The sequence below is a fragment of the Pseudomonas sp. S2_A05 genome, assembly GCF_054668485.1.
Window position 1 is genome coordinate 5,477,906 of record NZ_CP162775.1, and the last position, 26,366, is coordinate 5,504,271.

General features: G+C 62.1%; 26 protein-coding genes. 14 read left to right on the forward strand and 12 right to left on the reverse strand.

Annotated features, from left to right (window positions below):
* Positions 1-211: 211 nt before the first annotated feature.
* The 3 genes from speA (at position 212) to AB4O12_RS24760 (ending at position 4,490) form a co-directional block, all read left to right on the forward strand.
* A complete protein-coding gene (speA, locus tag AB4O12_RS24750) occupies positions 212-2,125 on the forward strand; it encodes an arginine decarboxylase (RefSeq protein ID WP_016771856.1) in 1,914 nt (637 codons plus the stop codon).
* Between the two features lie 233 nt (positions 2,126-2,358).
* A complete protein-coding gene (locus tag AB4O12_RS24755; protein WP_460059872.1) occupies positions 2,359-3,705 on the forward strand; it encodes a type VI secretion system Vgr family protein in 1,347 nt (448 codons plus the stop codon).
* Positions 3,702-4,490, forward strand: coding sequence for a DUF4123 domain-containing protein (locus AB4O12_RS24760; RefSeq protein WP_252868741.1), 789 nt, complete (start codon positions 3,702-3,704; stop codon positions 4,488-4,490). Before AB4O12_RS24755 ends, AB4O12_RS24760 begins: the two co-directional genes overlap by 4 nt.
* Before the next feature lie 7 nt (positions 4,491-4,497).
* Here AB4O12_RS24760 and AB4O12_RS24765 read toward each other — a convergent pair whose 3' ends face one another.
* Complete coding sequence (locus AB4O12_RS24765) at positions 4,498-5,847, reverse strand: MATE family efflux transporter (RefSeq protein ID WP_460059873.1); 1,350 nt, start codon at positions 5,845-5,847, stop codon at positions 4,498-4,500.
* Between AB4O12_RS24765 and AB4O12_RS24770 the strand changes: the two genes are divergently transcribed.
* Complete coding sequence (locus AB4O12_RS24770) at positions 5,846-6,151, forward strand: hypothetical protein (RefSeq protein WP_460059874.1); 306 nt, start codon at positions 5,846-5,848, stop codon at positions 6,149-6,151. The two genes, AB4O12_RS24765 and AB4O12_RS24770, sit on opposite strands and share 2 nt — an antisense overlap.
* Positions 6,152-6,155: 4 nt before the next feature.
* On the opposite strand, the gene AB4O12_RS24775 is transcribed toward AB4O12_RS24770, so the two are convergent.
* Entirely contained in the window at positions 6,156-6,449 is a 294-nt protein-coding gene (locus tag AB4O12_RS24775; RefSeq protein ID WP_073471796.1) for a hypothetical protein, read from the reverse strand.
* A 245-nt stretch (positions 6,450-6,694) separates the two neighbouring features.
* On the opposite strand from AB4O12_RS24775, the gene AB4O12_RS24780 reads away from it, so the two are divergent.
* The 5 genes from AB4O12_RS24780 to AB4O12_RS24800 all read left to right on the forward strand — a co-directional run bounded on the left by AB4O12_RS24780 (position 6,695) and on the right by AB4O12_RS24800 (position 11,186).
* Positions 6,695-6,997 carry a MazG-like family protein gene (locus tag AB4O12_RS24780; protein ID WP_016771852.1) on the forward strand — a complete coding sequence of 101 codons (303 nt, stop codon included), beginning with the start codon at positions 6,695-6,697 and terminating at the stop codon, positions 6,995-6,997.
* Positions 6,997-7,746 (forward strand): methyltransferase, encoded by a 750-nt coding sequence (locus AB4O12_RS24785; RefSeq protein WP_095180904.1) that lies wholly within the window; start codon positions 6,997-6,999, stop codon positions 7,744-7,746. The genes AB4O12_RS24780 and AB4O12_RS24785 overlap by 1 nt, the downstream gene beginning before the upstream one ends.
* A 12-nt stretch (positions 7,747-7,758) precedes the next feature.
* On the forward strand, positions 7,759-8,370 hold the full coding sequence (locus AB4O12_RS24790) for a DUF4136 domain-containing protein (RefSeq protein WP_056787719.1): 612 nt from the start codon (positions 7,759-7,761) through the stop codon (positions 8,368-8,370).
* Between the two features lie 41 nt (positions 8,371-8,411).
* Positions 8,412-8,969, forward strand: coding sequence for a DUF4136 domain-containing protein (locus tag AB4O12_RS24795; RefSeq protein ID WP_016771849.1), 558 nt, complete (start codon positions 8,412-8,414; stop codon positions 8,967-8,969).
* Positions 8,970-9,188: 219 nt separating this feature from the next.
* The gene (locus AB4O12_RS24800; protein WP_460059875.1) at positions 9,189-11,186 is read left to right on the forward strand and encodes a pilus assembly protein TadG-related protein; all 1,998 of its coding nucleotides are present in this window, start codon (positions 9,189-9,191) and stop codon (positions 11,184-11,186) included.
* Here AB4O12_RS24800 and AB4O12_RS24805 read toward each other — a convergent pair.
* Positions 11,171-13,933, reverse strand: a complete 2,763-nt coding sequence (locus AB4O12_RS24805) for a PAS domain-containing sensor histidine kinase (RefSeq protein ID WP_460059876.1) — start codon at positions 13,931-13,933, stop codon at positions 11,171-11,173. The two genes, AB4O12_RS24800 and AB4O12_RS24805, sit on opposite strands and share 16 nt — an antisense overlap.
* Positions 13,930-14,376: a TadE/TadG family type IV pilus assembly protein gene (locus tag AB4O12_RS24810; RefSeq protein WP_024011435.1), complete on the reverse strand. Its 447-nt coding sequence runs from the start codon at positions 14,374-14,376 to the stop codon at positions 13,930-13,932. The genes AB4O12_RS24805 and AB4O12_RS24810 overlap by 4 nt, the downstream gene beginning before the upstream one ends.
* 75 nt (positions 14,377-14,451) lie before the next feature.
* Here AB4O12_RS24810 and AB4O12_RS24815 point away from each other — a divergent pair, with 75 nt between their 5' ends.
* The 3 genes from AB4O12_RS24815 to AB4O12_RS24825 all read left to right on the forward strand — a co-directional run bounded on the left by AB4O12_RS24815 (position 14,452) and on the right by AB4O12_RS24825 (position 17,513).
* The gene (locus AB4O12_RS24815; protein WP_460059877.1) at positions 14,452-14,922 is read left to right on the forward strand and encodes an A24 family peptidase; all 471 of its coding nucleotides are present in this window, start codon (positions 14,452-14,454) and stop codon (positions 14,920-14,922) included.
* A gap of 106 nt (positions 14,923-15,028) precedes the next feature.
* On the forward strand, positions 15,029-15,808 hold the full coding sequence (locus AB4O12_RS24820; protein ID WP_374046347.1) for a response regulator: 780 nt from the start codon (positions 15,029-15,031) through the stop codon (positions 15,806-15,808).
* A gap of 1,342 nt (positions 15,809-17,150) precedes the next feature.
* On the forward strand, positions 17,151-17,513 hold the full coding sequence (locus AB4O12_RS24825) for a DUF6124 family protein (protein WP_252887265.1): 363 nt from the start codon (positions 17,151-17,153) through the stop codon (positions 17,511-17,513).
* Positions 17,514-17,623: 110 nt separating this feature from the next.
* Here the strand turns inward: AB4O12_RS24825 and AB4O12_RS24830 are convergent, their stop codons facing one another.
* From AB4O12_RS24830 to cpaB, 8 genes are read right to left on the reverse strand one after another with little or no spacing between them, the layout of a single operon-like run.
* The gene (locus AB4O12_RS24830; RefSeq protein ID WP_041480652.1) at positions 17,624-17,896 is read right to left on the reverse strand and encodes a DUF3613 domain-containing protein; all 273 of its coding nucleotides are present in this window, start codon (positions 17,894-17,896) and stop codon (positions 17,624-17,626) included.
* 9 nt (positions 17,897-17,905) lie between these two features.
* Positions 17,906-18,628, reverse strand: a complete 723-nt coding sequence (locus tag AB4O12_RS24835; protein ID WP_460059878.1) for a tetratricopeptide repeat protein — start codon at positions 18,626-18,628, stop codon at positions 17,906-17,908.
* A 23-nt stretch (positions 18,629-18,651) separates the two neighbouring features.
* On the reverse strand, positions 18,652-19,536 hold the full coding sequence (locus AB4O12_RS24840) for a type II secretion system F family protein (protein WP_110647081.1): 885 nt from the start codon (positions 19,534-19,536) through the stop codon (positions 18,652-18,654).
* A gap of 1 nt (position 19,537) precedes the next feature.
* A complete protein-coding gene (locus tag AB4O12_RS24845) occupies positions 19,538-20,422 on the reverse strand; it encodes a type II secretion system F family protein (RefSeq protein ID WP_460059879.1) in 885 nt (294 codons plus the stop codon).
* Positions 20,423-20,439: 17 nt separating this feature from the next.
* Positions 20,440-21,708 carry a CpaF family protein gene (locus AB4O12_RS24850; protein ID WP_041480648.1) on the reverse strand — a complete coding sequence of 423 codons (1,269 nt, stop codon included), beginning with the start codon at positions 21,706-21,708 and terminating at the stop codon, positions 20,440-20,442.
* The gene (locus AB4O12_RS24855; protein WP_056787738.1) at positions 21,705-22,895 is read right to left on the reverse strand and encodes a pilus assembly protein; all 1,191 of its coding nucleotides are present in this window, start codon (positions 22,893-22,895) and stop codon (positions 21,705-21,707) included. Before AB4O12_RS24855 ends, AB4O12_RS24850 begins: the two co-directional genes overlap by 4 nt.
* Complete coding sequence (locus tag AB4O12_RS24860) at positions 22,892-24,109, reverse strand: type II and III secretion system protein family protein (protein ID WP_122699975.1); 1,218 nt, start codon at positions 24,107-24,109, stop codon at positions 22,892-22,894. The genes AB4O12_RS24855 and AB4O12_RS24860 overlap by 4 nt, the downstream gene beginning before the upstream one ends.
* Positions 24,110-24,129: 20 nt before the next feature.
* Entirely contained in the window at positions 24,130-25,071 is a 942-nt protein-coding gene (gene cpaB / locus AB4O12_RS24865; protein WP_460059882.1) for a Flp pilus assembly protein CpaB, read from the reverse strand.
* A gap of 329 nt (positions 25,072-25,400) precedes the next feature.
* On the opposite strand from cpaB, the gene AB4O12_RS24870 reads away from it, so the two are divergent.
* Complete coding sequence (locus AB4O12_RS24870) at positions 25,401-25,616, forward strand: Flp family type IVb pilin (RefSeq protein ID WP_370593582.1); 216 nt, start codon at positions 25,401-25,403, stop codon at positions 25,614-25,616.
* Positions 25,617-25,686: 70 nt separating this feature from the next.
* Complete coding sequence (locus AB4O12_RS24875; protein WP_041480644.1) at positions 25,687-26,094, forward strand: response regulator; 408 nt, start codon at positions 25,687-25,689, stop codon at positions 26,092-26,094.
* Positions 26,095-26,366 lie beyond the last annotated feature (272 nt).

The window sequence follows — 26,366 nt, forward strand, 5'->3', positions numbered from 1 at the left end:
TGAAACCCTCCGGCGGCTTGATCCGGCTTCGAGTGTTCTCGGATCCGGCGTCGTCGCCATGGTTTTCACAGAGCCTGTTCATGACCGGTTTCTAAACTCCACGCAGTCAGTGCGGTCTACCGCCGCACTGACGAACCGTCATTTTCATTCTTTAGACTGCGCCGGCCTGCACTTCAGGCGACGCACTCTGACTTCTTTATAGGGGACTTCGATGTCCGTACGACGCACACGTAAAGACGATGGCAGCCAATGGACAGTTGCGGACAGCCGCAGCGTTTACGGGATTCGCCATTGGGGGGCCGGGTATTTCGCGATCAATGAAGCCGGTCGCGTCGAAGTACGTCCGAACGGCCCGAGCAGCTCGCCTATCGATCTGTTCGAGCAAGTCGACCAACTGCGCAAGAGCGGTTTGTCCTTGCCGCTGCTGGTGCGGTTCCCCGACATCCTGCAAGACCGTGTCCGTCAGTTGACCGGTGCTTTCGATTCGAACATCGAGCGCCTGGAATACCAGAGCAAATACACTGCGCTGTACCCGATCAAGGTCAACCAGCAGGAAGCGGTGATCGAGAACATCATCGCCACCCAGAACGTTTCCATCGGTCTGGAAGCCGGCTCCAAGCCTGAACTGCTGGCCGTGCTGGCGCTGGCGCCGAAGGGCGGCACCATCGTCTGCAACGGTTACAAGGACCGCGAGTTTATCCGTCTGGCGCTGATGGGCCAGAAGCTCGGCCATAACGTGTTCATCGTCATCGAGAAAGAATCCGAAGTCGGCCTGGTGATCGAAGAAGCCGCCTCGCTGAAGGTCAAGCCGCAGGTGGGTCTGCGCGTGCGCCTGTCGTCGCTGGCCTCGTCGAAATGGGCCGACACCGGTGGCGAAAAATCCAAATTCGGCCTGTCGGCGGCGCAACTGCTGTCGGTGGTCGAGCGCTTCCGTGGCGCCGGTCTGGATCAGGGCATCCGCCTGCTGCACTTCCACATGGGTTCGCAGATTGCCAACCTCGCTGACTATCAGCACGGCTTCAAGGAAGCGATCCGTTATTACGGCGAATTGCGCAACCTCGGTCTGCCGGTCGATCACATCGACGTCGGCGGCGGCCTCGGTGTCGACTACGACGGCACGCATTCGCGCAACGCCAGTTCGATCAACTACGACATGGACGATTACGCCGGTGTGGTGGTCGGCATGCTCAAGGAATTCTGCGACGCGCAGAGCCTGCCGCATCCGCACATCTTCTCCGAGAGTGGCCGTTCGCTGACCGCGCACCACGCAATGCTGGTTGTGCAGGTCACCGACGTCGAGAAACACAACGACGAAATCCCGCTGATCGAAAACAAGGAAAGCCTGCCGGAAACCGTGCAGTGGCTGGTCGATCTGCTCGGCCCGACCGACATCGAAATGGTCACCGAAACTTACTGGCGCGCCACGCACTACATGAGCGACGTCGCCGCGCAGTATGCCGACGGCAAGCTGACCCTGGCGGAAAAAGCCCTCGCCGAGCAGTGCTACTTCGCCGTGTGCCGGCGCCTGCACAACTCGCTGAAAGCGCGTCAGCGTTCGCACCGCCAGGTGCTCGACGAACTCAACGACAAGCTGGCCGACAAGTACATCTGCAACTTCTCGGTGTTCCAGAGCCTGCCGGACACCTGGGCGATCGATCAGGTGTTGCCGATCATCCCGCTGCATCGCCTCGACGAAGAGCCGCTGCGCCGCGCGGTGCTGCAGGATCTGACCTGCGACTCCGACGGCAAGATCAACCAGTACGTCGACGAGCAGAGCATCGAAACCAGCCTGCCGGTGCACGCGTTGAATGAAGGCGAAGATTACCTGCTGGGCGTGTTCCTGGTCGGCGCCTATCAGGAAATCCTCGGCGACATGCACAACCTGTTCGGTGACACCGACTCGGTGAACATCTACCAGAACGCCGATGGCAGCGTGTACCACGCTGGTATCGAGACCCACGACACCATCGAAGACATGCTGCGTTACGTGCACTTGTCGCCGGAAGAACTGATGACCCACTACCGCGACAAGTGCGCCAGTGCCCGCATCAGTGCCAGCGAGCGCACGCAGTTCCTCGATGCCTTGCGTCTGGGCCTGACCCGCTCCTCCTATCTGTCTTCCTGAGACCCGATAGCGTTCCGCCCGGGTTGTCCGATTTTTTTCCGCAAGCTGTGGAAAATTCGGACAACCCGGTGGGACATCTCCTGATTTTTTCACGAAAACCTGTGCGATCACGGTCAGCAAACTCATCTGGTCTGCTTTTCGCGTAGGTCATTTCCTAAGTTGTACTTCGCCTCTCTACTCGGCCATGCCTCTCGGCGAGAATCCCCGGCCGCCCCTCCTGTAGAGATCCGCCCATGTTCGATCCAGTCAACGAGCCGTCGTTTCGTCTCGATGTAGCGGGCCTGTCCGACCCCTTCGAAGTTCTCGCCTTTACCGGAAGGGAAGCGCTCAGCGAACCCTTTGCCTTCGAGATCGATGTGGTGATCGACGATCCGCATCTGGATCTTGCCAGCCTGCTGCATCGTTCTGCGTTCCTGTGCTTCGGCTCGCCCGGCCAGGGTGTGCACGGGCAGTTGCACAGCCTTGTCCAGCACGAGCATGGCCATGGCTTGCGCTTGTGTCGAGTGCGTCTCGGACCGAGGCTCGACTGCCTCGACCTGCGCTTGAGCCAGCGCATTTTCAGCGGCCGCTGCGTGCCGCAGATCATCGAACAGGTTCTGCGCGAGCATGGCATCGTCGGCTTGCAACGACGTTTTGACCTGCATAGCGACTACCCGACCCGCACCTTCTGCACGCAATACCGCGAATCCGATCTGCAACTGCTCCAGCGCCTGTGCGCAGAGGCGCGCATTCACTATTACTTCGAGCATCACCGCGACAGGCACTGCCTGGTGTTCGGCGACGATCCGACACGGATGCCCCATGCAGACGTCGCGCCCTATCAGGGCGAGCATGACCAGCGTGGCGTCGCTCCAGCCGTCCGCCAATGGCAACTGCACGAAGACTCGCAGGCCAGCCAGCGAGGCCCCAGTGCCGAAGGCCACAGCGATCTGCCCGCCTTGCGCAGCGGTCAGTGGTTGCCCCTGGACGACCATCCTTTCATCGAATGCAACCGCCCATGGTTGCTGACCCGCATCGAGCACCGTGCCGATCAGTCTCTCGAACCGCCCTATTGCAATCGCCTGTTCGCGGCCGCGCGGGTACCCGTCTGTGCGCCTGCCGCTGCGCAGTCCAAGCAGCGCATGCACAGCCTGCAGCGAGCCTGGGTGGTCACCGTCGATGAGCCGAAGCCGGATTGCTCGCGGCCGGTGGCGGTGCAATTCGACTGGCTCTATCAGGGCGAAGGGGCTTCGCCGAGTCATTGCTGGCTGCCCCTCGCGCCTGACTTGAACGAGCTGCCCTCGGCGGCACTCGCTGATGGTGTGGAAGTGGTGGTGAGTTTTCTTGAGGGCGACCCCGATCAGCCGGTGGTCAGTGGCGTGCTCCAGCCCTCAGTGTTGCCAGAGGCTGCGGTCGAGGACGATGATCCGGTATCGCTCCCAGAACTGCTGGTGAGCGATGGGTTGCAGCAACTGTTGCAGTCTGGCGAGCCGTTGCTGCTGCTGTGCCTGATGCCGGGCGGTGGCAGCTTCAACCACTGCGCCGAGTCCGTGTGCAGTTGCCGGCTGCTCACCGCGCTCGATCAGAGCAGCGCACGATGAGCGGCGCGGCGCTTGAGCCCATGGCGCAATGGCTGTTGCTCGACACCCCGGACGCGGCACGCGCCCTGCTGACCTTGCGCCAGGGCTTTGCCGATGTGCAGCGGCACCGATTGTTTGACGGCACCGAATTTCAACCGGTCAGCGAGCACGGCCCGGTCCTCGTCGACTTGCGCGAGAGTCCGGCATTGACCGCCTTGTGCCTGCGCGATCCGGACACCTGGCGTGGCCTGTTGCTGAGCTGCGAGATACCGGCGCAGCAGCTGCTCAGCCACTTGCAGCGCATGCTTACCGTCTCGTTCGGTTTGAATCACCGGGCCTTGCTCAGCTATTACAACCGTCAGACCGCCAGCTATTTCTTCGACGCCTGCGACGCCGCGCAACTGAGTCGCTGGCTCGGGCCAATCCGCCAGTTGCGCTGGTTTGGCGGCACCTGGGCCGACCGCGCCATTGGCAGTCAGGGCTGGCAACAGCTGCGCAATCCCGGCCTGCTCGTCGAACCTTTGGGCATCGAAGAAAGCCTGACCCGGCGCCAGCGCGAGCGCTTGCAAACCTGTCTGCTGGAGCAGCACATCTGGCGCTGGTGCCAGTCTCTGAGCGTTGATTACCAGACGATCGCTGTGCATGTGCAACAAGGTCTGGCGCTGGGTTTCAGCGATCGTGCTGTGCTGGATGGCTGGCTGTGGCTGCGCCTGCTCAATCCGCGCGCCGTGCTGGTTGTGCCGCCGGCCGGATTGACGCAGCCGGAACGGCTCGACTTCCTGCGTCGGCAGTGGGGCGCGGGCTGACTGTCCGTCAGTGAGCCTTGCCGCTGAACCAGCCATCGCGGCGTTTCAGCCACAGGGCTTGCGCGCCAAGGGTCACGCTGCGCAAGACCATGAACAGCAGAAAAGATATCCACAGGCCGTGATTGCCCAACGCTTGCAAGAGCCAGGCGAACGGCAGGAGCAACAACACCGTCAGCAGCATGCCGTTGCGCATTTCCCGCGCGCGGGTAGCGCCGATGAACAGGCCGTCGAGCAGGTAACTCCACACCGCAATCAGCGGCAGCACGGCGAGGTAGGGCAGGTAGACGAACGCCGTCTCGCGCACGCTCTGAATATCGGTCTGCATCTCGATGAACAGGTGCCCCGCCAGCAGAAACAGCACGGCAAACCCGAGGCTGGCGATCAGCGACCAGCCGCCGGCCACCACCAGCGATCGACGCAATGCCAGGCGATCCCGCGCGCCAATGGCATGGCCGCACAAGGCTTCGACTGCGTGGGCCAGGCCATCCAGTGCGTGGGCCGTCAGCAGCAGGCCGTTGAGCAGCAGCGCGTTGGCCGCTACGGTCGCATCGCCGAGCCGTGCGCCCTGCACGGTGATCAGGAAAAACACCGATTGCAGGGCGAGGCTGCGGATGAAAATGTCACGGTTGACAGCCAGCAGCGGCCGCCAGCTCTGCCAGACTCTCAGTGCCGACCAGATGATCTGCCCCGGATAGGCGCGCAATGCCGTGCGCGTCAGCCACAGGCCGAGCAGGGCGCCGCTCCATTCGGCGATTACCGAAGCCCGCGCCGAGCCGACCACGCCCCAGTCCAGGCCAATGACAAACCACAGGTTGAGCACGATGTTGATCAGGTTGGTGCTCAGCAGAATCGCCAGCGGCGCCCGCGCGTTCTGCGTGCCGAGGAACCAGCCGACCAGTGCATACGTCGCCAGCGCGGCGGGCAGGCCAAACAGGCGCGTGTGGAAAAACTCCCGGGTCAGCTGATCCAGTTCAGCCGACGGCTGCATGAAGTGCAGAGCGACGCCGCTGAGCGGCACGCCGAGGCCGCCGAGCACGACGGCCAAGCCCAGTGCCAGCAACAGACCCTGCAAGAGAATCTGCCGCAACGCCACGCCATCGCTGCGCCCGGCAGCCTGCGCGGCAAAACCGGTGGTGCCCATGCGCAGAAAACCCATCGCCCAGGCCAGAAAGGTGTACAGACTGGCGCCGACTGCCACCGCGCCCAATTGATGGGCATGGGGCAAGTGACCGATGACAGTGCTGTCGACCAGCGCCACCAGCGGCACGGAAATATTGGAAAGAATCATCGGCGCGGCGAGCGCCCAGACCTTGCGGTGAGTCGGGCGGTCGCGCCAGTCGGTAATCAGTGAGGACATGCAGGCTCCTTGGGGGAGCGGGGATTGTAGCGGCAGAAACACCCTCACCCCAGCCCTCTCCCAGAGGGAGAGGGGGCCGATCTTCGTCGCTCTCAAGCGTGAGTTCGACTCGATATTCCAGGTCGGCGGAGAATTTCAAAGCAACGCGGTCAGCTCCCTCTCTCTCCGGGAATGGGAGAGGGGGCCGATCTTCGTCGCTCTCAAGCGTGAGTTCGACTCGATATTGCAGGTCGGTGGAGAATTTCAAAGCAACGCGGTCAGCTCCCTCTCCCTCTGGGAGAGGGCTGGGGTGAGGGGCTTTTGAAGCGCTAGTGAATAATCCAGCTCAACAACCACAACCCCAGCAACAACCAGATGATCCCGGCAATGATCGACGCGTTCATGAACGCCCGGATCGCCGACCACAGCAGCATCAGGCCAACGATCAGGGCGATGATGCTGATGATCGAGGTGTCCATCCCCAGCGTTTGCGCCAGGCCGTCGACAAAGTTGCCGCCGGCATTGCTGAGCATATTGAACAGGCCACTGAGGCCGTCGACGATAAAGCGGATGATCGAACCGAGTGCCTGGCCGAGCCATTCGAAAAAGCTTTCTACACGCATGTGTGCATCCCTGATGAAAGAGCTGAGCCTTGGGCCACGCCGAGGGCGGCCGAGTTCCCTGCATGATAGAAGGTTTGCCCGGATCATGTGTGGGAGCGAGCCTGCTCGCGAAGGGGGCGTGTCAGGCAAATCCGGTCTGGATGATCCATCGCTTTCGCGAGCAGGCTCGCTCCCACAATAGATCATCTGCGCTGCTTGCCTTCAGCCCGCATCCCCCCGAAGCTATGCGTCTTCAGGAGAGCCCGATGAACCTTGTTGAACTGACCGAACGCCTGCATGCCATTCGCGACCGCAATGACTGGCGGCAATTTCACAGCCCGAAAAACCTCGCCATGGCCGCCAGCGTGGAAATGGCCGAGCTGGTGGAAATCTTCCAGTGGCTGACAGAAGACCAGTCGCGCCAGTTGCCGGCGGACAAGCTCGCCCACGCCGGGCAGGAAGTCGGCGATATCGTCCTGTATCTGTTGCTGCTGTGCAGCGAACTGGGCCTGGACATGAATGAAGTGGTGCGCGCCAAGCTCGCAGACAGCGAACGGCGGTTCAGCTGATGAGCGACCGTCATTTCGACCAGTTGGCCACGCGCTTCGCCGAAAAAATCTACGGCGGCGCCAAAGGCGCGATTCGCCTCGCGGTATTGCAGGCCGATCTGACCGAGGCTTTGCCGGATCGTCCGCTGCGCGTGCTGGATATCGGCGGGGGCCTTGGGCACATGTCGCTGTGGCTGGCCGAGCGCGGCCATGACGTCACCTTCACCGAGCCGGCTGAGCCGATGCTCGAGGGTGCGCGCCAGCGTTTTGCCGAAGCCGGACACACCGCGACATTCATACAGGCGCCGTGGCAGGAACTGCCCGGTCAGCTCACCGAGCCCTACGATCTGGTGATCTGCCACGCCGTGCTGGAATGGCTCGCCGAACCCCACGCGATCCTGCCGGTGCTGCATCAGTTGACCAACCCTGGCGGCTGGCTGTCGCTGGCGTTCTACAACCGTGATGCGCTGATTTATCGCAATCTGCTCAAGGGCCATTTCAAGAAAATGCGCAAGAACGTCATGGCCGGCGAGAAGCAGAGCCTGACCCCGCAGCAGCCTCTCGACCCACGGGAATTGGCAACGCAACTCGCCGGTATGTGGCAGGTCGAAAGTCAGAGCGGCGTACGGGTATTTCACGATTACATGCCGGTGGAATTCCAGGCCCGCGCCGAACTGGCGGACTTGCTGGAAATGGAACTCGCGCACCGTCGTCACCCAGGCTTCGCCGGGCTTGGGCGTTACTTGCACTGGATCTGCCGGCCGATCTGAGCGGAGCGCGACATGAAAGCTCGATGCGGGTTATTGCTGATAAGTCTGGGGTTGGCCGCTTGCCAGGGCAGCAACCCCTACGTGGCCCAGTCACGGCCGTTGCCGCCGGCACCGCCGCAAGCCGCCACCACCTTCGACCGCAGCGCCTACCCGGCGCCGCCGCGTGATTACGGGCGCTACCGCAACTGGGCCTGGCGCAACGGGCAGTTGCCGCCGGGCACGGCGTGGGCCGACTCGGCGCAGGTGGCCGAGGCGGTCAGCAACGCCCTCGACCAGCGCGGCTTGCGGCCGATGCGCGACAACCGCCCGGCGGACCTGCTGGTCAGCGCCGATCTGCGTCTGGAAACCCGTTTGCGCCAGGTTCGCGACGACTACGGCTACTACGGCGGATACGGCGGCTATGATCGTTATGGTCGCGGTTACGGCATGTACAACAGCGTGCCGATCGTGCGCACCTATCAAGAGCAGGTCGTGGTGGTGCGGGTCGATCTGTTCGATGCCGGCAATGGTCAGCCAGTGTGGAGCGCCAGCGCCGAGACCGGCACCCAGGGCAATCAGATCGAACGCGCCGATGCGATCCGCGAGGCTGTGGAAAAAGCCATGGCGGCGTATCCTCCCAGCTGACGTCGTGTCAGCAGGTTCATGTCTTCACCCGGAGAAAAATCATGTTCCGCCGTCTCGCTCTACTCGCTGTTGCCGCGCTGCTCAGTGCCTGCGCTGCCAACCAGGTCAATCACGACTTCGACGCCAGCCGCGACTTTGCCGCTTATCGCAGCTGGAGCTGGAAAGACCCGGCTCTGCAATATCGCCCCGATGATCCGCGCATCAAAAGCGACCTGACCGAACAGCGCATCCGCCAGGCGGTGGCCGATCAGCTCGATCAGCGCGGTTTGCGCCCGGCCGCTGGCGGTGGCAAGGGTGATCTGAGCGTGCAGACCTACCTGATCGTCGAGGACCGGCAGCAGCAAGTGACGACCAATTACGGCGGCGGTTGGGGCGGCCCGTGGAACGGCTACTGGGGCGCGCCGATGTACAACGAAACGCGCAACATCACCTACAAGGTCGCGACCATTCAGATCGACCTGCTCGACGGCAAGGACGGCAAACTGGTCTGGCGTGGCAGCGATGAGCAAATGCTCAGCAACCGCCCGAATCCGGCTGACCGCAGCAATGCCATTCGCGAGACCGTCGCACGGATTCTGGCCAACTATCCACCGCGTTGAACCGCTCTGAACCGTCCCTGTGGGAGCGAGCCTGCTCGCGAAGGCGGTGTGTCATTCAGCATTGAATCCTCTGGCACGACGCTTTCGCGAGCAGGCTCGCTCCCACCGTGGCGGTGGTGACAGGAATGGCGCCACGCCAGCACTCTCGACCGACCGCGTCTACACTCATTTTCACCAACGGAGGTAGCGCTCGGCACTGCGCCGGCAAAGGAGTGCGCCATGTCGCGAGGATCGCAAGGCAACGGCCCGGCCCGGCAACGCGGGGCGATCGGCTTGATGGCAGCCGCCACCCTGAGTCTGGCGCTGGTGATGATGTTGCTGGTGGTCGACAGCGGTCGCTTGTACATGGAACAGCGCAAATTGCAGCGGGTGGTCGATACCGCCGCCCTCGAAGCGGTCAGTCGCGGCGGCAATTGCCTGCCCGGGCTGAGCGCCGCCAGTTATGCCGGGCAAAGTGCGCTGCGCAATGGTTACGTGGTGGACGCCGCCAATACGCTCGTCACCACTTGCGGCACGCTGGCCACCGCTGCCAGTGGTGTGCGCAGTTTCACCGTCGATGCCACGCAATCAAGCGCAGTCAAAGTCGCCGCCAGTCGTACGGTCACCAGCAGTTTTGCTGGTGGTGTGCAGGCGCTGTTCAGCGCCACGCCGGTCAGCCTCAATACCACCCTCAATGCATCGGCAGTCGCGGCCAAACCGCAGCCGACCATCGCCCAACTGAATATCCGCAGCACCCTCGTCAGCATCGACACGGCGCAGTCGAACATCCTCAATCCGCTGTTTTCCGGGTTGCTCGGCGGCAACGTCAACCTCACGGCGTTGGGCTGGGACGGTTTGCTGCACACCGATATCAACCTGCTCAAATACCTCGATCAACTGGCGATCGACCTCAACGTCGGCGCCGGCAATTACACGCAGTTGCTCAATACCCAAGCGACCGTGACGCAACTGATTCAGGCAGCGGCGACGGTGGTGCAGCTCAACGGCGCAACCGCGCAAGTGGTCACCGCGCTGGGCCAGTTGCAGGTCGCCGCGATCAACGCGGCGCCGGTCAGACTCGGCGAGATCCTGCAACTGCAGACCGGCACTACGGCGGCGGGGCTGGATGCCAATCTGCAATTGCTGCAACTGGTGCAAGGCGTGGTGCAACTGGCCAACAGCAAGAGCGCGGTGGCGGCGACCTTGCCGGTCAACGTGCTGGGGCTGGCCGGTGTCACGGTGCGGGTCAAGGTGATCGAGCCGCCGCAGTTCTCGGCGATTGGCGACCCGGCGCGGGCCAAGGCCGATCCGTTGGGACCGGACCGGATTTATGTGCGCACCGCGCAGGTGCGCACGCTGCTGTCGGTGAATCTGCCGGTGCTCTCGGGGGTGACGGGGCTGACCAATGCGGTGCTGGGCCTGGTCGGTACGCTGACGCCGACGCTCAATGCACTGTTGAGCCTGAATCTGGTGGACACGCTCAATTCAGTGTTCTGCCTGTTGGGTGCCGGCTGCCAACAGCTCGATCCGAAGCTGCTGCCCTCACCGCAAATCGACATCGCGCTGGATGCCGGCGGGGCGAAAAGCTATGTCACCGATTACCGCTGCCCGACCGGCGATACCGACAGCAAAAGCCTGACTGCCGCCGCCACAACCTCTCTGGCAGATCTCAAACTCGGCAAGATCGATCCTGTCGCGGCGTTCTCTTCAGTCGCCGAACCAACGGTGACGCCGTTGCCGCTGGTCGATCTCGGCATCATCACCTGCCACAAGATTCTCGGCATCGGCAGCTGCGATGCCGCCTCCCACGTGCAATACGGCGCGGGCGGCATCGCCCTCAAACTCGACACCAGCGTCGCGCAGACCACGCAGAATCTGCTGTTCTCCAGCACCACACCCTTCGCCACCCCGGCCAATCTGAAACTGCCGCCGAGCCTGCTGCCGGCCGCGCCGACCAGCAACATCGTCGGCAGCCTGGCGAACACCCTGTCGGGCATCAACCTGATCGTCTACAAACCCGTGGGCAGCAACCCGCTGGGCGCTGTCGTCACCGGTGTGGCTTCGTTGATCAGCGACGTCAGCAACCGCTTGTTGCCAGTGGTCACCGGATTGATCAGTCCCTTGCTCGACCCGTTGTTGAACAATTTGCTCAAAGGCCTGGGCATCAATCTGATGAACACCGAGGTGGGCGCCAACATGACCTGCGGGCAGACCGGCAAGGCCTATCTGGTGATCTGATCATCCGTGGCAATCGGCAATTCGATGCAGAACCGTGCGCCCTCCGTGGAGTTGCGCACGCTCAATTGCCCGCCCATGTTGGCGATGATGCCGTAGCTCACCGACAGGCCCAGGCCGGTGCCGACGCCAATCGGCTTGGTGGTGAAGAACGGCTCGAAGATCCGCTCCAGCAAACGCGGATCGATGCCGCCGCCATTGTCCTCGACCCACAGCCGCACGCTTTCCTCGTCACGCTCGGCGTAGATTGAAATCCACGGTTTGAATGCAGGGTCGTGCTCGCGCTTGCCGAGCAGCGCGTCGCGGGCGTTGACCATCAGGTTGATCAGCACCTGCTCCAACTGATCGACGTAGCCGCGCACCTGCGCCTCGAAGCCGGTCTCGCTGATGCGCAGATCGACACCTTTGCCTCGCATGCCCTCGGCCAGCAGTGACAGGGTGCCTTCGATGGCTTGGGCCGGGTTGAACAATTGTTGTTCGATTTCCGAGCGGCGACCGAACACACGCATGTGGTCGACCACCTTCGCTGCGCGTTGAACCTGAGCGTCGATACGGTTGAGTTTGTCGGTCAGATAATCGACCTGCACATCACCGTTGCCGAGGCGCTTGAGCACGTTGACGATGGCCATGCGCATCACGTTGAGCGGCTGGTTGATTTCGTGGGCGAGGCCGGTGGCCATTTCGCCGAGGGTAGCCATTTTCGCGCTTTGCGTGAGTTGCTGTTGTGAGCGGCGCACCTCGGTGTTGTCGCGGCCCACCGCTTGCACTTCGATCAACTGCCCATGCTCATCGAACACGCCGCGATCCGACCACACCCACCAGGCGTGTTCGCGTCCGGGCAATTGCAGGCTGATTTCGGCGGTGCTCACTGGCTGTTCCGGGGTCAGTTGGCTCAGGCGCTGCACAAACGCGCCGCGCTGTTCTTCGGACATCCAGCCACCCAGATCAACGCCGGGCAGTTGTTCCGGGGTGCATTCCAGATAAGTCGCCAAGGGTCGGTTGCCAAAGATCAGCGTCAGGTCCGGGCGATAACGGCAGATCATCGCCGGCGAATCCTCTACCAGAATCCGGTAGCGCTCCTCGCTCTGCCGCACCTGCTCGGCGGCAAGCGTCGCGTCGGTGACATCCAGCCACAGGCCCACCGCCTCGACCGGCAGCCCGAGATCATTGCGCAGCAGTTTTGCCTCATCGAGCAGCCAGTGATACTCGCCACGGTTGTCGCGCAGGCGATAACGCGCACGCACCGAGCCTTCACGCAGCAACTGGCGGTTGCGCTGGAAATACAGTTCGCGGTCGTCGGGGTGCACGCGCTCGACCAGCGCTGTCGTGTCGCAATCTTCCAGCGTCCAGCCCAGCAAGGGTTGCAGGCTGGCGCTGAAAAACGCCGGGATCAACGCGCCTTCTGCGTAGCGCTGCACGTAGATCACCGCCGGTGAACTGGCAATCAGATTGTCCAGCCGCGCATGGGCGGCAGCAGCCCGTTGTTGTTGATTCTGGATATCGCTGATATCGAGCATGAACCCGACCAGACGCCGATGCTCACCGGTGGCGCTGACCTGGCCCTGAATCCGATACCACGTCGCCGCTGCGCCGACCTCCGCGCGGTGCAGACGCACGCTCAGGGTCAGCGCTTCTCCTTGCAGTTGCAGGGCGCGCAAACGGCTGCGCAATTCGTCGCGATCGGCGGGATGAAACAGCGACAGCCAGTCTTCTACCGGCAGCAGGCGATCGCTGAGATTCAGTGCCGAGGCCAGCGTCGGCGCCAGCGCAATCTGCTCTTCGGCAGTGATTTCCCACCAGCCAGTGCCGAGCAGGTTTTGCAGGGAATCAAGACGCTCCATCGATTGCACATGGCGCTGCTCGCGCAAGCGGCTGAGCAGCGGTCCGGCCAGCGCACCGGCCAAGGTCAGCCAGTCGCGATCGGTCAGCCATGGCGCCACGTTGTCGACCGTGTAAAACCCGCAAAGCAGCCATGCGACCACGCCTTGATCATTGCTGTAGGGCACAGCGAACCCGTTGGCGTTGCCGAACGTGGCCTGCAATCGCGAATGTTCATAGCGGCCCTGCGGGCCGGCGAGGCGTTGCGGTGCGCTGCCGTTGAGGCTGTCCAGCGGCGTGCCCAATGGCTGGCCGTCCTCCCACAGTTGCGGGGCGTCGTGGGCACGAAACTGTTGATGAATCTGCCAGCCCTGGGCCTGTTCATCCAGCAAGGCCACGGCGAGGCAGGGGATGTGCCAGCGCTGGGCGATGGCCTGCAATTGTTCGCCAAGCACCGTCGGCAGACGCGTCAGGCTGCACGTGCGCAGACGATCGCTGACCTGCGCGGCGAGGGTCTGGCAGGCGTCGCGGTCGCGCGCTTGCTGACGTTCGAGCAACAGGTCGGCGATGTCGAGCATCTGCAGTTGCCAGCCATCGTTTAGTGGCTGCACCCAGCCGCGCAGGTGCAGCGGCTGATCATTCAGGCCGGTGAAATCCAGATCGAGCAATTGCCCGTGCCAGTCCCGCGGCTGGCCTTCGACGCTCAGCAGGCTATGCGGCAGCAGATAGGCGCGAAGCGGCAGCGGCTGACCCTGAGGTTTGTGCTGGGCGAGCAAATGCCGCAGCGGGCCGGCGATCTGCAACACATCGCCGTTGCCATCCAGATAAAAATGCAGGCCGATCGGCGGCGCGCCGAGGTGGTCCGGCAAGTCGTGGGCTGCGACGGGGGCGCGCTTGAGCAAGCGCCCGAAAAGCTTATCGCCGGCGGTCAAAATTGCAGGCTCGAGCGGGCGGTGAGATGCGTGGGCAGATTAGGCACCGTGCCGATCCCGGGCAGCACCAGAAACGGCATGATCTGATTGAGCTTGCTCACCGGGTAATTGACGCTGACGGTCAGGGTGCCAGTCCCCGCGTCGTACGCCGCACTGGTGTCGGTGCCGACCACCAGATTCAAGGCCGAGGGCAGCCATTGCAGTTGTTGGGTCAGCGCGGCATTGGCGGTGTTGACCACCACCGTCGAATAGTTCGGCGTGGTCGGGTCGACCGCAACGCTGCGGCGCACCGCCTCGGCGGTGGCCTGGTTGAACGATTGCATCATCACGAAGGGCAGGCCGTAGCTGACCAGCCCGTAAAACACTGCGAAAAAGATGATGAACACCAAGGCGAATTCGATCGCCACCGCACCTTTTTGCGACCTGCGAAAGCCGTTTTTCATGCGTGCGTCTACCCTGACAGTCACTGCGTAGTATCAGCATAGAATCAATCAGGCAAAACGGACGGCTTTCAGCGGATGCAGATTTCTCTCGTTCTGATCTGGCTGACGATCTGCGCCGCGCAAGATGCCCGGCAGCGGCGAATTTCCAACGCATTGACGTTAGGCGTGGGCGCGCTGGCGCTGGTCTGGTTGCTGGCGACCGGCAGCACCTGGCTGGGCGCCGACGCGGGGCAGGGCGGCTGGGCCTGCCTGATCGCTTTGCTGCTGACGCTGCCCGGTTATTTCATGGGCCGCATGGGCGCTGGTGATGTGAAATTAATGACAGCCCTGGGTCTTGCGACGAACGGCATATTCGTTCTTGGCGCGTTTATCGGCGCTGGCCTGGCCAGCGTGCTGTGGCTGCTGCTCGCGCCAAAAGTCTGGCCTCATATGGCTCAAGGGCTTAGAGCGCATCTGCGGCATCTGGCCCCGGACAAGTCAAAAAAGCTGCCATTTGCGCCGTTTGTGTGGGTAGGGGTAGTGCTTTCGCTGTACTGGATCACCTGATCGCGGGGTGCCACTAGTCCTATGTACATAGTCGGAAAGTGGGTCTACTTTCAATTCAGGCGAATACGCCACCAAAGTGCAGGAATCGTCAGCGTTGGCCGAGCAAATGGAGTGGTTCGTGAACAAGCCTAATTCGGTAAAAATCCTCGTGGTCGATGATCAGCCGCTGATCGTCGAAGAACTCTGTGAGTTTCTCGAGAGTAGTGGCTACCGTTGCGTGCCGTGCGACTCAAGCCTTGAAGCCATCGAGCTGTTCAGGGCGGACCCGGACATCGGTCTGGTGCTGAGTGATTTGCACATGCCGGACATGGACGGCATCGAGTTGATCCAGGCTTTGCAGCGGCTGGCCGGCAAGCAGCGGGTGTTCGAGGCGATCATGCTCACCGGGCGCGCTGACAAGCAGGATGTGATCAAGGCGTTGCGTGCGGGGATTGCCGATTACTATCAGAAGCCGATTGATCTGGCTGAGTTGCTCGAGGGGGTGCAGCGTCAGGAGCTGGCTTTGCAGGAACGGCAGAAGAATCTGCATCTGGGTCATCTGAATCAGAAGTTGCAGTTCTTGTCCGAGTCGATCGATGACCTTTATCAGGATCTGGACAAGGTGCGGCGCTCGCCCGCGCCGGTGCTGGCCGATGGTGAGCCTGAGCCTGCCGAGATGCCGGCGGTGTTCAGTCAGTTGTCGCCCCGGCAGTTGGATGTGGCGCGGTTGGTGGGCAAGGGGCAGACCAATTATCAGATTGCCTGTGAGTTGGGGATTACCGAGAACACGGTGAAGCTGTATGTGTCGCAGGTGTTGCGGTTGACGCATATGCATAATCGGACGCAGTTGGCTTTGGCCCTTTCGCCCGTTGGATCTGCTGGGCGGCAGCGGGTTACTGCGCATTGACTTGGCGGCCTTTGGGCCGACCATGCTTTGGGTGGTTGGGGTGAATATCCGTTTTTTTGGTGTCGCTGATTACGGTTCCGCCCTTACGGCGGGTCACTTTTGGCAAACGCCCCAAAAGTAACCAAAAGGTCTTCGCCCTGACGTTCGGCCCGCTCGCTGGGGCTCGGGGTTCCTTCGCTCCGGGATCGATCCTGGCGCAGCGGCTCCGGTTTGCTTCGCTGCACCTCCTTCCGCTGTGTCTGGCTGCGCCAGACGGTCGCTGCGCTCCCACGCCCGGATCAATCCCTCCACTCAGCCTGCCGACGGGCTCCCAGATCAAGATCAAAAGCTACTCGAGCTTGCGCTCATTGTTTTGAGTGGTGAAAAGCATGCGGTGTCTGGCTTTTGTTTTGCGCTGGATTCGCCCCTCACCCCAGCCCTCTCCCGAGGGAGAGGGAGCCGATTTGTGGGTTGTTCAAAATTTGTGTTCGACTCGGTTTTTCAGGTCGGTGTACTTCGCCCAAACAACTCGGTCGGTCCCCTCTCCCTCTGGGAGAGGGCTAGGGTGAGGGTGCTTTTGATCTGCTTCAAAATCTGTGTTCGACCCGGTATTTCAGGTCGGTGTACTTCGCCCAAACAACTCGGTCTGTCACCTCTCCCTCTGGGAGAGGGCTAGGGTGAGGGTGCTTTTGATCTGGTTCAAAATCTGCATTCGACTCGGTATTTCAGGTCGGTGTACTTCGCCCAAACAACTCGGTCGGTCCCCTCTCCCCTCTGGGAGAGGGCTAGGGTGAGGGTGCTTTTGATCTGCTTCAAAATCTGTGTTCGACTCGGTATTTCAGGTCGGTGTACTTCGCCCAAACAACTCGGTCGGTCCCCTCTCCCTCTGGGAGAGGGCTAGGGTGAGGGTGCTTTTGATCTGCTTCAAAATCTGCATTCGACTCGGTATTTCAGGTCGGTGTACTTCGCCCAAACAACTCGGTCGGTCCCCTCTCCCTCTGGGAGAGGGCTAGGGTGAGGGTGCTTTTGGTTTTGATTGTTTAAATCTGTGTGTGATTTGCCAGAACCTTCCCACAAGGTTTTCAGGTTGTCCGTCGGACGTCGGGTCACTAGTCTCTGGCTGTCGTCGAATCTTCGGCGATCGGGTGTGAGAACCCTGCTACTTATGGTCATCCAGTATCTGTGCACGCATAATCGCCGCCAGCTTGTCCGCTGTCTGCAATGTGTCATGGCGGCTGTGTGCGGGCAGACTTCGGTCTGGCCGGGTGTCCATAACCGGTATTCTCACCCCGCATACAGTTGCCACCTTTTGCCCCGTGAGAATGGCATTGGGTCGCACCGCAGATTTTGGAGAGCCGTTTTAATGGACAAACTGATCCCAGACCCACCCCCATCCCCCACCACCCCGCTCGAAGACGCCATGCGCGCCGACGATCTTGTGAAAAACCGCGAAGCGATAAAACGCGCGCTCGATTTCTATCTCTGCCCCGAACCCGCAAAACCGCACCCGCCCAGCGCGCTGTTCATGGTGGTGCCCAATGTCGATACCGAAAGCTTGTTGGCGCATGCCTGTGAGTCGCTGGCGTCAGCGAGTGCGATGGCGAGTAATTTCGCTGGCGAGTTGAGCGGGTTTCAGCGCAGCACGGCGTTGGCGATTCAGCAGATTGTCATGCTGGCCGAGCTAGCCGTGAATCGGGCGCTGGATCGGGTTGATCCGCAGACCTGACCTGCGACCGCGTTATCGTTCTTCGCGAGCAGGCTCGCTCCCACCGAAAGCACGCGGTCGACTGTGGGAGCGAGCCTGCTCGCGAAGGGGCCTTCAAGGGCACCACCAAACTAATTCTTGCTCTCGATCTTCCCGCCCGCATCCGGATCATAAAAATCCGGGATCTCGTACTGGTATTTCTTCAGCCAGCGCTGCATCGCCAGTTCGCGTTCGGTGGCGGTGGCGCTTTGGGGTTTGGGGGAGGCGGCTTTGTTGCGGCTTTGCAGGACCAGCCAGCCTTCGGTTTCCTGCTGCTGCGCAGAAGCAGGACCGGCGTCGATGGCTTGGGCGCTGAGGGGCAGGGTGAGCAGGGTCAGGTAGCACAGGCCTTTGCGGATGGTCATGGCTGTCTCCTATTCGAGCGTCGGCGGTAGCGGGTCGATGAAGGCGGCGACGCGGTCGCCGGGTGTGGCTTTGGCGTTGGCCGGGGCTTTGAGTTTTTCTGCGCGTTGCTGCGCTTCGGTGAATTGCTCCGGGGTCAGTTTCGAGCGGCTGACGATTTCCGCGGCTTGCGGCCAGTCGTTCTGGTAGAGCAGCAGGGTGACCATGTTCAGCGTCGCCAACTGATTGTTCTGGCTCAGTTCGATGGCGGTGAGGAATTCGAATTTCGCTTCGTTGAGGCGCAGTTGGTTGAGGTAGACCACGCCGAGGTCATTGCGGATTTTCTCGTCAGTGGGTGCCAGGCGTGCGGCGCGTTGCAGGTGGGCCTGGGCCTGGCCGTTGTCGCCGCGGGCGGCGTAGACCTGGCCGAGGCCGTGTTCGGCCTGGGCGGTGAGGCAGCCGCCGAGCAGGCTGCGGTAAAGCGGCTCGGCTTCGCTGCGGCCGAGCAGGCGATAAACCTTGGCTTTGCGCAGGCGCACTTCGCTGAGGTTGTCCGGCAGGCTTTGCAGGTTGGCGAGGCTGGCGTGGAGCTTGCCGTCGCTGGCCAGGTCATCGGCGAGGTTCAGCGACAGTTCCTGCTCCGAGGTCAGTTTGCTGCAGCTGGACGGCGACAGCAGCGAGGTCCACGGCGCCTGGCCGTCCGTGGCGCAGCCGCTGATCAGCAACAGACTTGCCATGACTATCAGTACTTTCATCAAACGCTCTCCATGAGCCAAGGTCAGTTTGCGAAGGCGCGGGCAATGGCGGTGAAACCCGGGCCGGCCAGTACGATCAGCAGGGCCGGAAACAGAAACAGCATCATCACCACCGACATCTTCGCGGACATTTTCGAGATGTATTCCTGCAGCCGGGTCAGGCGTCGGTCATCGAGTAATTGCTTGAGCGCCAGCAGCGATTTCATCGCACCGCCGCCCTGGTGGATCAGTTGCTGGAGGATCACGCAGGTGTCGGTGAATTCGTCCACCGCGAGCATCACTGCGGTCTTGTTCAGCTCCTGCCCTAGCTCCAGACCGGAGTCGACGCGGCTGAGGATCAGGCGCAGTTCGCTGGTCAGTTCCGGCAGCAGTTTCTGTGCTTCGACGCTGAGCACGCGCAACGCTTGTTCCACCGCCATGCCGGATTCGAAGAGGATGCGCAGCAGCGGTATGAACGTGGAAATTTCCACGGCGATGGTTTTCTGTCGGCGGGCGGCGGCGTAGGCGAGCAGGCGTTTGGGCAGTAGATAGCCGCCGCCCGCAGCGAACATCGGCGCCATCCAGCGGTGGCTGGTCTGCGGGAAAAACACTTCCTGCAAAAAGATCGCCAGCCCCAGAGCGAGCAGCGGCGTGCCGATCTGGCAGGCGGCGAAGAGCGCGCGTTCGTTGGCGCGGCGCCAGCCGAGGCGGCCGAGCAGGGTCTGGGTTTCGCTGTCGATGCTCACCGAGCCCCGGCCGAAACGGCTGTTGCCCAGCGCGCGCAGCCAGTGGCCGAAACGGTTTTCCCGGACCAATTGGCCGTGCAAGCGCTGATGCACCTGACGCACGCGGCGGCGCTCGGTGAGCAGGTGATTGCCCAGCAATAACAGCGAACCGAGGAGCAACAGCAACGCCGCGAGCCAGACCATCTCAAACGCTCCGCAACATGCGCCACAGCGCCAGACTGCCCAACACCTGCAACACGGCGGCGCTGAGCAGCATGGTCTGGCCGCTTTCGTCGTGCCACATGCCGAGCATGTAGCCGGGGTTGGTGAGCATGAAGTAACTGACCAGAATCAAAGGCAGCAAACCGAGCACCCAAGCGGTCATGCGCGTTTCCCCGGTCAGCGCGCGCAACTGCCGCGCGCCCTGGTCGCGCTCGCGGATCAGTTTGATCAGGTTCTCCAGCAGCTCACTGGCGTTGCCGCCGTAGCGGTGGTTGACCTTCAGGCCGAGGGCGAACATACGCAGTTCGTCCTGCTCGTAGAGTTCGGCAAAATCGCTGACGGCGTCAGGCAAGTTCACCCCCAGTTGCACGTTGCGCTGTACCCGGCCCATGGCCGCTTTCAAAGGGGCTTCACTGGCCTCGATGCCGCCCAGCACCGCATCGCTGAGGGTGCGCCCGGACTTGAGGCTGCGCACGGTGTGGTCGAGCAGTTGCGGCAGTTGTTCGATCATGCGGCGAATCCGTTGCCGGTAGCGAATGGCGATGTACAACCGCAACGCCACGGGCGGGACGAGCAACATGATCAGCAGACCGACCCAGCTGGCGAGCAGAAATCCCAGGCCCATTGCCACTGCCCACAGGCTCAGCCACAGACCGAAACGCTCGCTCGGCCGACCCAGTCCAGCACGTAAAAACATCCGTTCCAGTCCCACCCACCTGGCCTGCTCGACGGCCAGCTGCGGTTGTCCGGCGGCGAGTCGATTGAGGACTTTTTCCTTCGCGGTCTTGCGCAGCCCTTGCAGGAACAGATAGATCGACAGCCCCAGCAGCATCAGGCAAATGGCGATGAGAATGATCGGTCCCAGCATCTGCGTGCTCCTCGCCGTCAGCCCAGGTGAGCGTCGTGGCGCAGCTTGTCGCCGGCCGGGTTGACCGCTTCGCGCACAAAACCGAACCCCGTGCGGCGGTCGAGGCGGAACAGGGTGTTGGTGACGTAGACGTCCTCGCGAATGCCGACCACTTCCACCACTTCACTGACGCAGCGCCGGCCATCGGGCATGCGTGTCAGTTGAATGATCACGTCGAGGGCGGCGCAGATCATCTGACGCAAGGTGCGTTCGGCAATCGAGCGTCCGGTCAGGCCGACCAGAGTCTCCAGGCGCAGCAACGCGTCCTGGGCGTTGTTGGCGTGCACGGTGCTCATCGAACCGTCGTGACCGGTGTTCATCGCGGTGAGCACGTCGACCACTTCGACGCCTCGGATCTCGCCGAGGATGATCCGGTCAGGACGCATGCGCAGGGCGTTGCGAATCAGGTCGCTGGCCTTGACCTCGCCATGCCCCTCAGCGTTGGGCGGACGGGTTTCCAGACGCACCACATGCGGATGGCCGAGTTGCAGTTCGGCGACGTCTTCGATGGTCACCAGCCGTTCGTGCGGGTTGATCAACTGGCTGAGGATGTTCAGCAGCGTGGTCTTGCCGGTGCCGGTGCCGCCGCTGATCAGGATGTTGCAGCGCTTGCCCACGGCGTTCTGCAGGAATTCGAAAATCGCCAGATCGATGGTCTGCATCGCCATCAGGTCGGTGCTCTTGAGCATGTCCTTGCGGAACTTGCGGATCGACAGGCACGGGCCGTCGAGGGCAATCGGCGGGATGATCGCGTTGACCCGGCTGCCGTCCGGCAGGCGCGCATCGACCATCGGCGAGGACTCATCGAGGCGGCGCCCGAGCGGCGCAAGGATGCGTTGCATGACCCGCTCGACGTGATGCGCATCGATAAAACGCAGATCGCTTTGATGCAATACGCCGTCGCGCTCGATGAACACCCGGTGCGGGCCGTTGACCAGAATTTCCGTCACCGACGGGTCACGCAGCAGGACTTCCAGTGGGCCGAATCCGGTGAGTTCGTCGACGATTTCTTCGCCGAGGCGCTCCATTTCGTAGCGCGAGATCGCCAAGTGCAAACGCGCGATGTATTCGGCGACCTTGTCGGTGACGAACTGCGCCAGTTGCTGGCGCGAACCTTCCAGCAGGTTTTTCCCCGACTCCTCGATGGCGTCGATGATGTAGCGGTGCAGGACCAGTTTCAGGCCTTCGTGGTCGCTGTTGCCGATCGCTCCGTGCGACGTTGCGCCAAAGAGTTTTTCTGCGCTCATGAGTGGCCTCGCAGACGGTCGAACCAGGTGACTTTCGGTTTGCTCAGGCCTTCTGAGCGTTTCGCCAAGCGCTCGCCGAGGGTGCGCAGGCTCTGGGTGAGTTTCTCCCTGGGCGCCAGTTCGAACAGGCTGACGCCCTGGTTTTTCGCGTTCAGGCGCACGTCGGGACTGAACGCCAGCACGGCGATGACTTCCAGATTGAAGGTCTTGCCCAAGGTCTCGGCATCCGGCGCGACGTTGCTCAGGTAGCGATCGATCAGCAAGCGCCCGTGCTCGAGTTTCATGCCTTTTTCGCGCCACTGGTTAAGCACGGCGAGGTTGCGTCGGCAGTTGAGTACGTTCTGGTCGGTGTACCACAGCAGTTTGTCGCAATGGCTGACGAAGGTGCGCAATGCCTCACTGTCGGCCTGCCCGGTGAGGTTCACGACAATGTGCTGAAAGTGCTGGCGCAAGGCGCTGAGCAGCATGTACAGCTCGGCGGCGCTGGTGGTTTCCAGCGGCTCGTCAGTGTTGGCGTAGGCAAGAATGCGCAGGCCGTGGTCGGCGCTGGTGAAAGCGCTGTCGATCAGCGTAGCGTCGAGCCGGCGCAAATGACGCAGGGCATCGCCAAAGTGAAACGAACTCTCCAGCCCCAACAACGCCAGGCTGTCGCCACGGGGCAGGCCGAGATCGAGCAGCAAGGTTTGCTGGCCGCTCTTCTGCACCACCATGGCCATGTGATTGGCGAGCAAGGCACCGTCGGAGCTGCTCTGCACGCCGTACATCACGGTAAGCCCGCCCAGCTGCGTGTTGGGAGTGACGGCGGGCAGGCGTTTGCCCAGGCGCCGCACCAGCCCGGCGACTTCGCTTGAACGTGAGCCATAGGCGACGAAATCCCGCGCGCCGGCGCGCATCGCATTGAGCACCAGTTGATTGTCCATGCCGTCGCCGAGGGCGACGATTGCCAGCATCGGCTTGGCTTCCAGCGCACCTTCGATCAGCGCACTTTGCGCCACGACATGCTCGCGATCGAGACCGACGAAGACCAGATTGGCGAACGTCACATCGACCAGTGCGAGCAGTTCGTCGAGGCTGCCGGCACCGGCGCTGACCACCTGGCCCAGTGGCGCGAGTGCGCTTTGCAGCCATTCCAGATCGGTGCTGTTGCGGGTGATGGCGAGGAAGGTCTGACTGAGATTCTGGCTCATTGCGACAATCCGCTGCGCTTGTCGAAGTTACCGTTCTCGAGGAAGAACATGCGATAGAAATTCGGGTCGTAATTGCGCAGTTTCTCCCCCGGCAATGACGGCAGTCGCGCGTCCGCCGCCAATGGCTGGACCAGATGCGGGGTGACGATCATCAGCAGTTCGCGCTCTTCGCGTTTGATTTGCGAACCCTTGAAAAACGCGCCGAGGATGGGAATGTCGCCCAGGCCTGGAAACTTGTTCACTTGCGAGCTGTTGGTGGTGCTGATCAAACCGCTGATGACGAAACTTTCGCCATCACCCAGCGACACGCTGGTGTCGGTCCGGCGGATGGTCAGCGCCGGAACGGTGGTGCCGGCGATGTTCACCGCGTTGGCAAAATCCAGTTCGCTGACCTCCGGGGCGACCTTCAGCGCGATGCGGTCGCGGCCGATGATGGTTGGCGTCAGGGTCAGGCGGATGCCAAATTCCTTGTACTCGATCGACACGCTGTCGCTGCCGGAACTGGGCACCGGAATCGGGATTTCTCCGCCGGCCAGGAAGCTCGCACTCTGCCCGTTCAACGCCACCAGACTTGGTCGCGCCAGGGTGTAGGCGAAGCCGCTGGTTTCCAGGGCGTTGATGATCGCCATGGTCTTGCCGCCGACCCAGGAAAAATTGAACAGCGAGTTATCCACCGGCAGGCGCGGCTGCGGCACGCCGTCGATCGGTGGCAGCGTGCCGGGCGAACCGAACAGGAAATTGCCGCGCGTGCCGATCAGCGACGCCGTGGCTTCCTTGAGTTTGGTGCGGCTGACTTCGACGAAGCGGATGTCGGTCTGCACTTGCGACGGCAGGGTCGGATCGTCCGACGGCACGCTGCTGGTCAGCGCCGTGGTCGCCGCGCCCTGGACAAAGACCATGGCTTGCTGCGGCTGCGCCGAGCAGGCCGTCCAGACCATCAGGCTGGTCGCGCCGGGGCCGACGCCCGTGAGCAAAAAGGACGAACCGCCATTGGCATGCACGTCGGCAATTTTCGGGTCGCCCACTGCCAGCCGAGTGATTGCCACCGGTGACTGCATATCCTGCTGGAAGCCTTCACCGATCTCGATCACCGAGGGCAGGCGCGGCAGTGCCGAGCAATTGCCCACCGCCGCGACGGCGGTATCCATCGTCAATCCCAACAACAGCAAGGCCCGGAGCGCCGGTTTTAATGTCGGTCTGAGTCGACTCTGCATGCACGTGAATCCTTGCGCAGTCATGGGGTTTGTTGGCTGATCTGGTTGCCGCGAATGATTTCCACCGCAGGCCTGGGCGCCGCGTCGGCACTGGCGGTGGCAGGTGCTTTTTGCGCGCTGCCCAGGGCGAGTTGAGTGAACTGGAAGAGCTGGCTGTTGGCGCGATCCAGATGCGCGGGCGATTGCGCTTCGCCGGCCCAATATTTGGCCAGCCGCTGTTCTTCGCTGCTGCGCACCGCGAGACGCAACGTGCCGACTTGAGTGGCGAGCATCAGGCGGCTGAGCAGTTGTTCCGGCACCGCCAGCACCGCAGTCCGCGCGGCGATGCGGCGTTGGTCCTGTTTGAGTTTTTCTTCGGCGCTGAGGCTGGGCGTCGCCGGTTGGCCGTCGTTGGTCAGGCCGTACTGATCGCCGACCCCGAGCACGCGCAAGGCCGGAACGGCGATCTGCGCCGACTGCTGCAGATTGCTCGCGTCCTCGCGCAGATACAGCAGCACATCGACGTAATCGCCCGGCAGCAACTGCCCGGCGGCACCGATCACTTCATCGACGGCCACGGTGAGCGCGCGCTCGTCGCGGCGAATCATCCGCGCCAGCGCGCCGCCGGCCTGGAAGCTTTCGTCATTGAGCCAGGTGCCAGCGCTGAGGTGGCGCCAAGGCGTGCGGCCGACTGCTTGTTCGATGCTGGTCAGGCTGCCGGCCGGTGCGCTGCGCAGTTTTTCCACAGTCACATCGGCGGCGGTCAACGGCGTGAACGGCGCTACATCGTGGAGCAGTACCACCACCGGGTGGCGGGTCTGGTCTTCGGCAATCGCGACAGTCTGTTCAACGCTGACCGCGGGCGCGACGGGCGCCTCGGCAATCGGGGCTGGCTGACGACTGAGCACCAGCCCCCAGTAACCGACAAAAACCGCGCCGAGCAACAGCAACGCGGCTAGGCCCATGGTGACGCGACTGTTCATGACGGCTCTCCCTTTCCTGCTGCACAACCGACTGCATTTGCTTGCGAAAGGCGGACTGAATCGGCAGCTATGAACATGCAACTATTTCGCTATTTCCAAGCTAGCTGATCCAAGCAAAAGCGCCATTAGTGACAGGCAAAATAACCGTACCAAAGTGTGAGTCTGGCCGGTTAACAGCGGGAAATGGCCGAGACACGTTGGGATTAATGCTTTGTGATTAATGCGTTCTTACAGTTGTTGGGCGGGGGTTTGTTGACAATGCTCAGGTGGCACGGTGGAACCTTGCCGCGGTGGTGATGTCGGCGCCAGAGGCGCGAAGGAGTGGACCTATGTTTCGTATGACTTTTGATTATGTGATCGCCAAGGCTCGCGCGTTTGCCCGCAGTGAAGAGGGTGCTTCGGCGATCGAGTATGCGATTGTGGTGGCGATGGTGGCTGTGGTGGTTGTGGCGTTCGTCACTCCGCTTGGAGACAGGGTATTGGCGATCTTCAACAATATTCTGACCTCGCTCGATGGTACGGCTGTGACTCGGCCAACGCCCTGATCTTGTGAACACTGCACCTGGCTGATATCGCACTACACTGGATTTACCTTTCAGTATTCAGGTATTGCCTATGAACGCGTCTTCGTCGCCCCGCCAACAACTGCTTCTGGTTGATGATGAAGAAGACGCGTTGCTGGAGTTGGCGGAGTTGCTGGAGGGGGAGGGGTTTGTCTGTCATACCGCGACGTCGGTGAAGCTCGCGCTGCATCATCTGACCCGGCATCCGGATATTGCTTTGGTGATTACTGATCTGCGTATGCCGGAGGAGTCGGGCATGTCGCTGATCAGGCGGTTGCGTGAGCATACGTCGCGGGCGCATTTGCCGGTGATTGTGATGTCGGGGCATGCGGATATGGAGGATGTCAGCGATATGTTGCGGTTGCAGGTGCTGGATCTGTTTCGCAAGCCGATTTATCACGTGAGGTTGTTGGAGACTCTCGATAATCTTTTTCCCAAGCCTAAGGTTCAGGGTGGGTGAACTCGGCGGCCTTTGGGCCGACCGTGTTGGTGGGGGTTTGGGTGAGTATCCGTTGCTTCGGGTGCTGCGGCTGGCGGTTTCGCCTGACGGCGACTTACTTTTTTACAAGCGCCTAAAAAAGTAAGCAAAAAACGCTAGCTCCTGCGTCCGGCCCTCGCAGGCTCGGGTTCCTTCGCTCCGGGACTGATCCGGGCGCAGCGGCTCCGGTTTGCTTCGCTGCACCTCCTTCCGCTGTGTCTGGCTGCGCCAGACGGTCGCTGTGCTCCCACGCC

Coding starts and splice junctions, on each gene's coding strand:
- speA (WP_016771856.1), top strand. CDS start 212: ATGTCCGTACGACGCACACGTAAAGACGATGGCAGCCAATGGACAGTT.
- AB4O12_RS24755 (WP_460059872.1), top strand. CDS start 2,359: ATGTTCGATCCAGTCAACGAGCCGTCGTTTCGTCTCGATGTAGCGGGC.
- AB4O12_RS24760 (WP_252868741.1), top strand. CDS start 3,702: ATGAGCGGCGCGGCGCTTGAGCCCATGGCGCAATGGCTGTTGCTCGAC.
- AB4O12_RS24770 (WP_460059874.1), top strand. CDS start 5,846: ATGCAGGCTCCTTGGGGGAGCGGGGATTGTAGCGGCAGAAACACCCTC.
- AB4O12_RS24765 (WP_460059873.1), bottom strand. CDS start 5,847: ATGTCCTCACTGATTACCGACTGGCGCGACCGCCCGACTCACCGCAAG.
- AB4O12_RS24775 (WP_073471796.1), bottom strand. CDS start 6,449: ATGCGTGTAGAAAGCTTTTTCGAATGGCTCGGCCAGGCACTCGGTTCG.
- AB4O12_RS24780 (WP_016771852.1), top strand. CDS start 6,695: ATGAACCTTGTTGAACTGACCGAACGCCTGCATGCCATTCGCGACCGC.
- AB4O12_RS24785 (WP_095180904.1), top strand. CDS start 6,997: ATGAGCGACCGTCATTTCGACCAGTTGGCCACGCGCTTCGCCGAAAAA.
- AB4O12_RS24790 (WP_056787719.1), top strand. CDS start 7,759: ATGAAAGCTCGATGCGGGTTATTGCTGATAAGTCTGGGGTTGGCCGCT.
- AB4O12_RS24795 (WP_016771849.1), top strand. CDS start 8,412: ATGTTCCGCCGTCTCGCTCTACTCGCTGTTGCCGCGCTGCTCAGTGCC.
- AB4O12_RS24800 (WP_460059875.1), top strand. CDS start 9,189: ATGTCGCGAGGATCGCAAGGCAACGGCCCGGCCCGGCAACGCGGGGCG.
- AB4O12_RS24810 (WP_024011435.1), bottom strand. CDS start 14,376: ATGAAAAACGGCTTTCGCAGGTCGCAAAAAGGTGCGGTGGCGATCGAA.
- AB4O12_RS24815 (WP_460059877.1), top strand. CDS start 14,452: ATGCAGATTTCTCTCGTTCTGATCTGGCTGACGATCTGCGCCGCGCAA.
- AB4O12_RS24820 (WP_374046347.1), top strand. CDS start 15,029: ATGGAGTGGTTCGTGAACAAGCCTAATTCGGTAAAAATCCTCGTGGTC.
- AB4O12_RS24825 (WP_252887265.1), top strand. CDS start 17,151: ATGGACAAACTGATCCCAGACCCACCCCCATCCCCCACCACCCCGCTC.
- AB4O12_RS24830 (WP_041480652.1), bottom strand. CDS start 17,896: ATGACCATCCGCAAAGGCCTGTGCTACCTGACCCTGCTCACCCTGCCC.
- AB4O12_RS24835 (WP_460059878.1), bottom strand. CDS start 18,628: ATGAAAGTACTGATAGTCATGGCAAGTCTGTTGCTGATCAGCGGCTGC.
- AB4O12_RS24840 (WP_110647081.1), bottom strand. CDS start 19,536: ATGGTCTGGCTCGCGGCGTTGCTGTTGCTCCTCGGTTCGCTGTTATTG.
- AB4O12_RS24845 (WP_460059879.1), bottom strand. CDS start 20,422: ATGCTGGGACCGATCATTCTCATCGCCATTTGCCTGATGCTGCTGGGG.
- AB4O12_RS24850 (WP_041480648.1), bottom strand. CDS start 21,708: ATGAGCGCAGAAAAACTCTTTGGCGCAACGTCGCACGGAGCGATCGGC.
- AB4O12_RS24855 (WP_056787738.1), bottom strand. CDS start 22,895: ATGAGCCAGAATCTCAGTCAGACCTTCCTCGCCATCACCCGCAACAGC.
- AB4O12_RS24860 (WP_122699975.1), bottom strand. CDS start 24,109: ATGCAGAGTCGACTCAGACCGACATTAAAACCGGCGCTCCGGGCCTTG.
- cpaB (WP_460059882.1), bottom strand. CDS start 25,071: ATGAACAGTCGCGTCACCATGGGCCTAGCCGCGTTGCTGTTGCTCGGC.
- AB4O12_RS24870 (WP_370593582.1), top strand. CDS start 25,401: ATGTTTCGTATGACTTTTGATTATGTGATCGCCAAGGCTCGCGCGTTT.
- AB4O12_RS24875 (WP_041480644.1), top strand. CDS start 25,687: ATGAACGCGTCTTCGTCGCCCCGCCAACAACTGCTTCTGGTTGATGAT.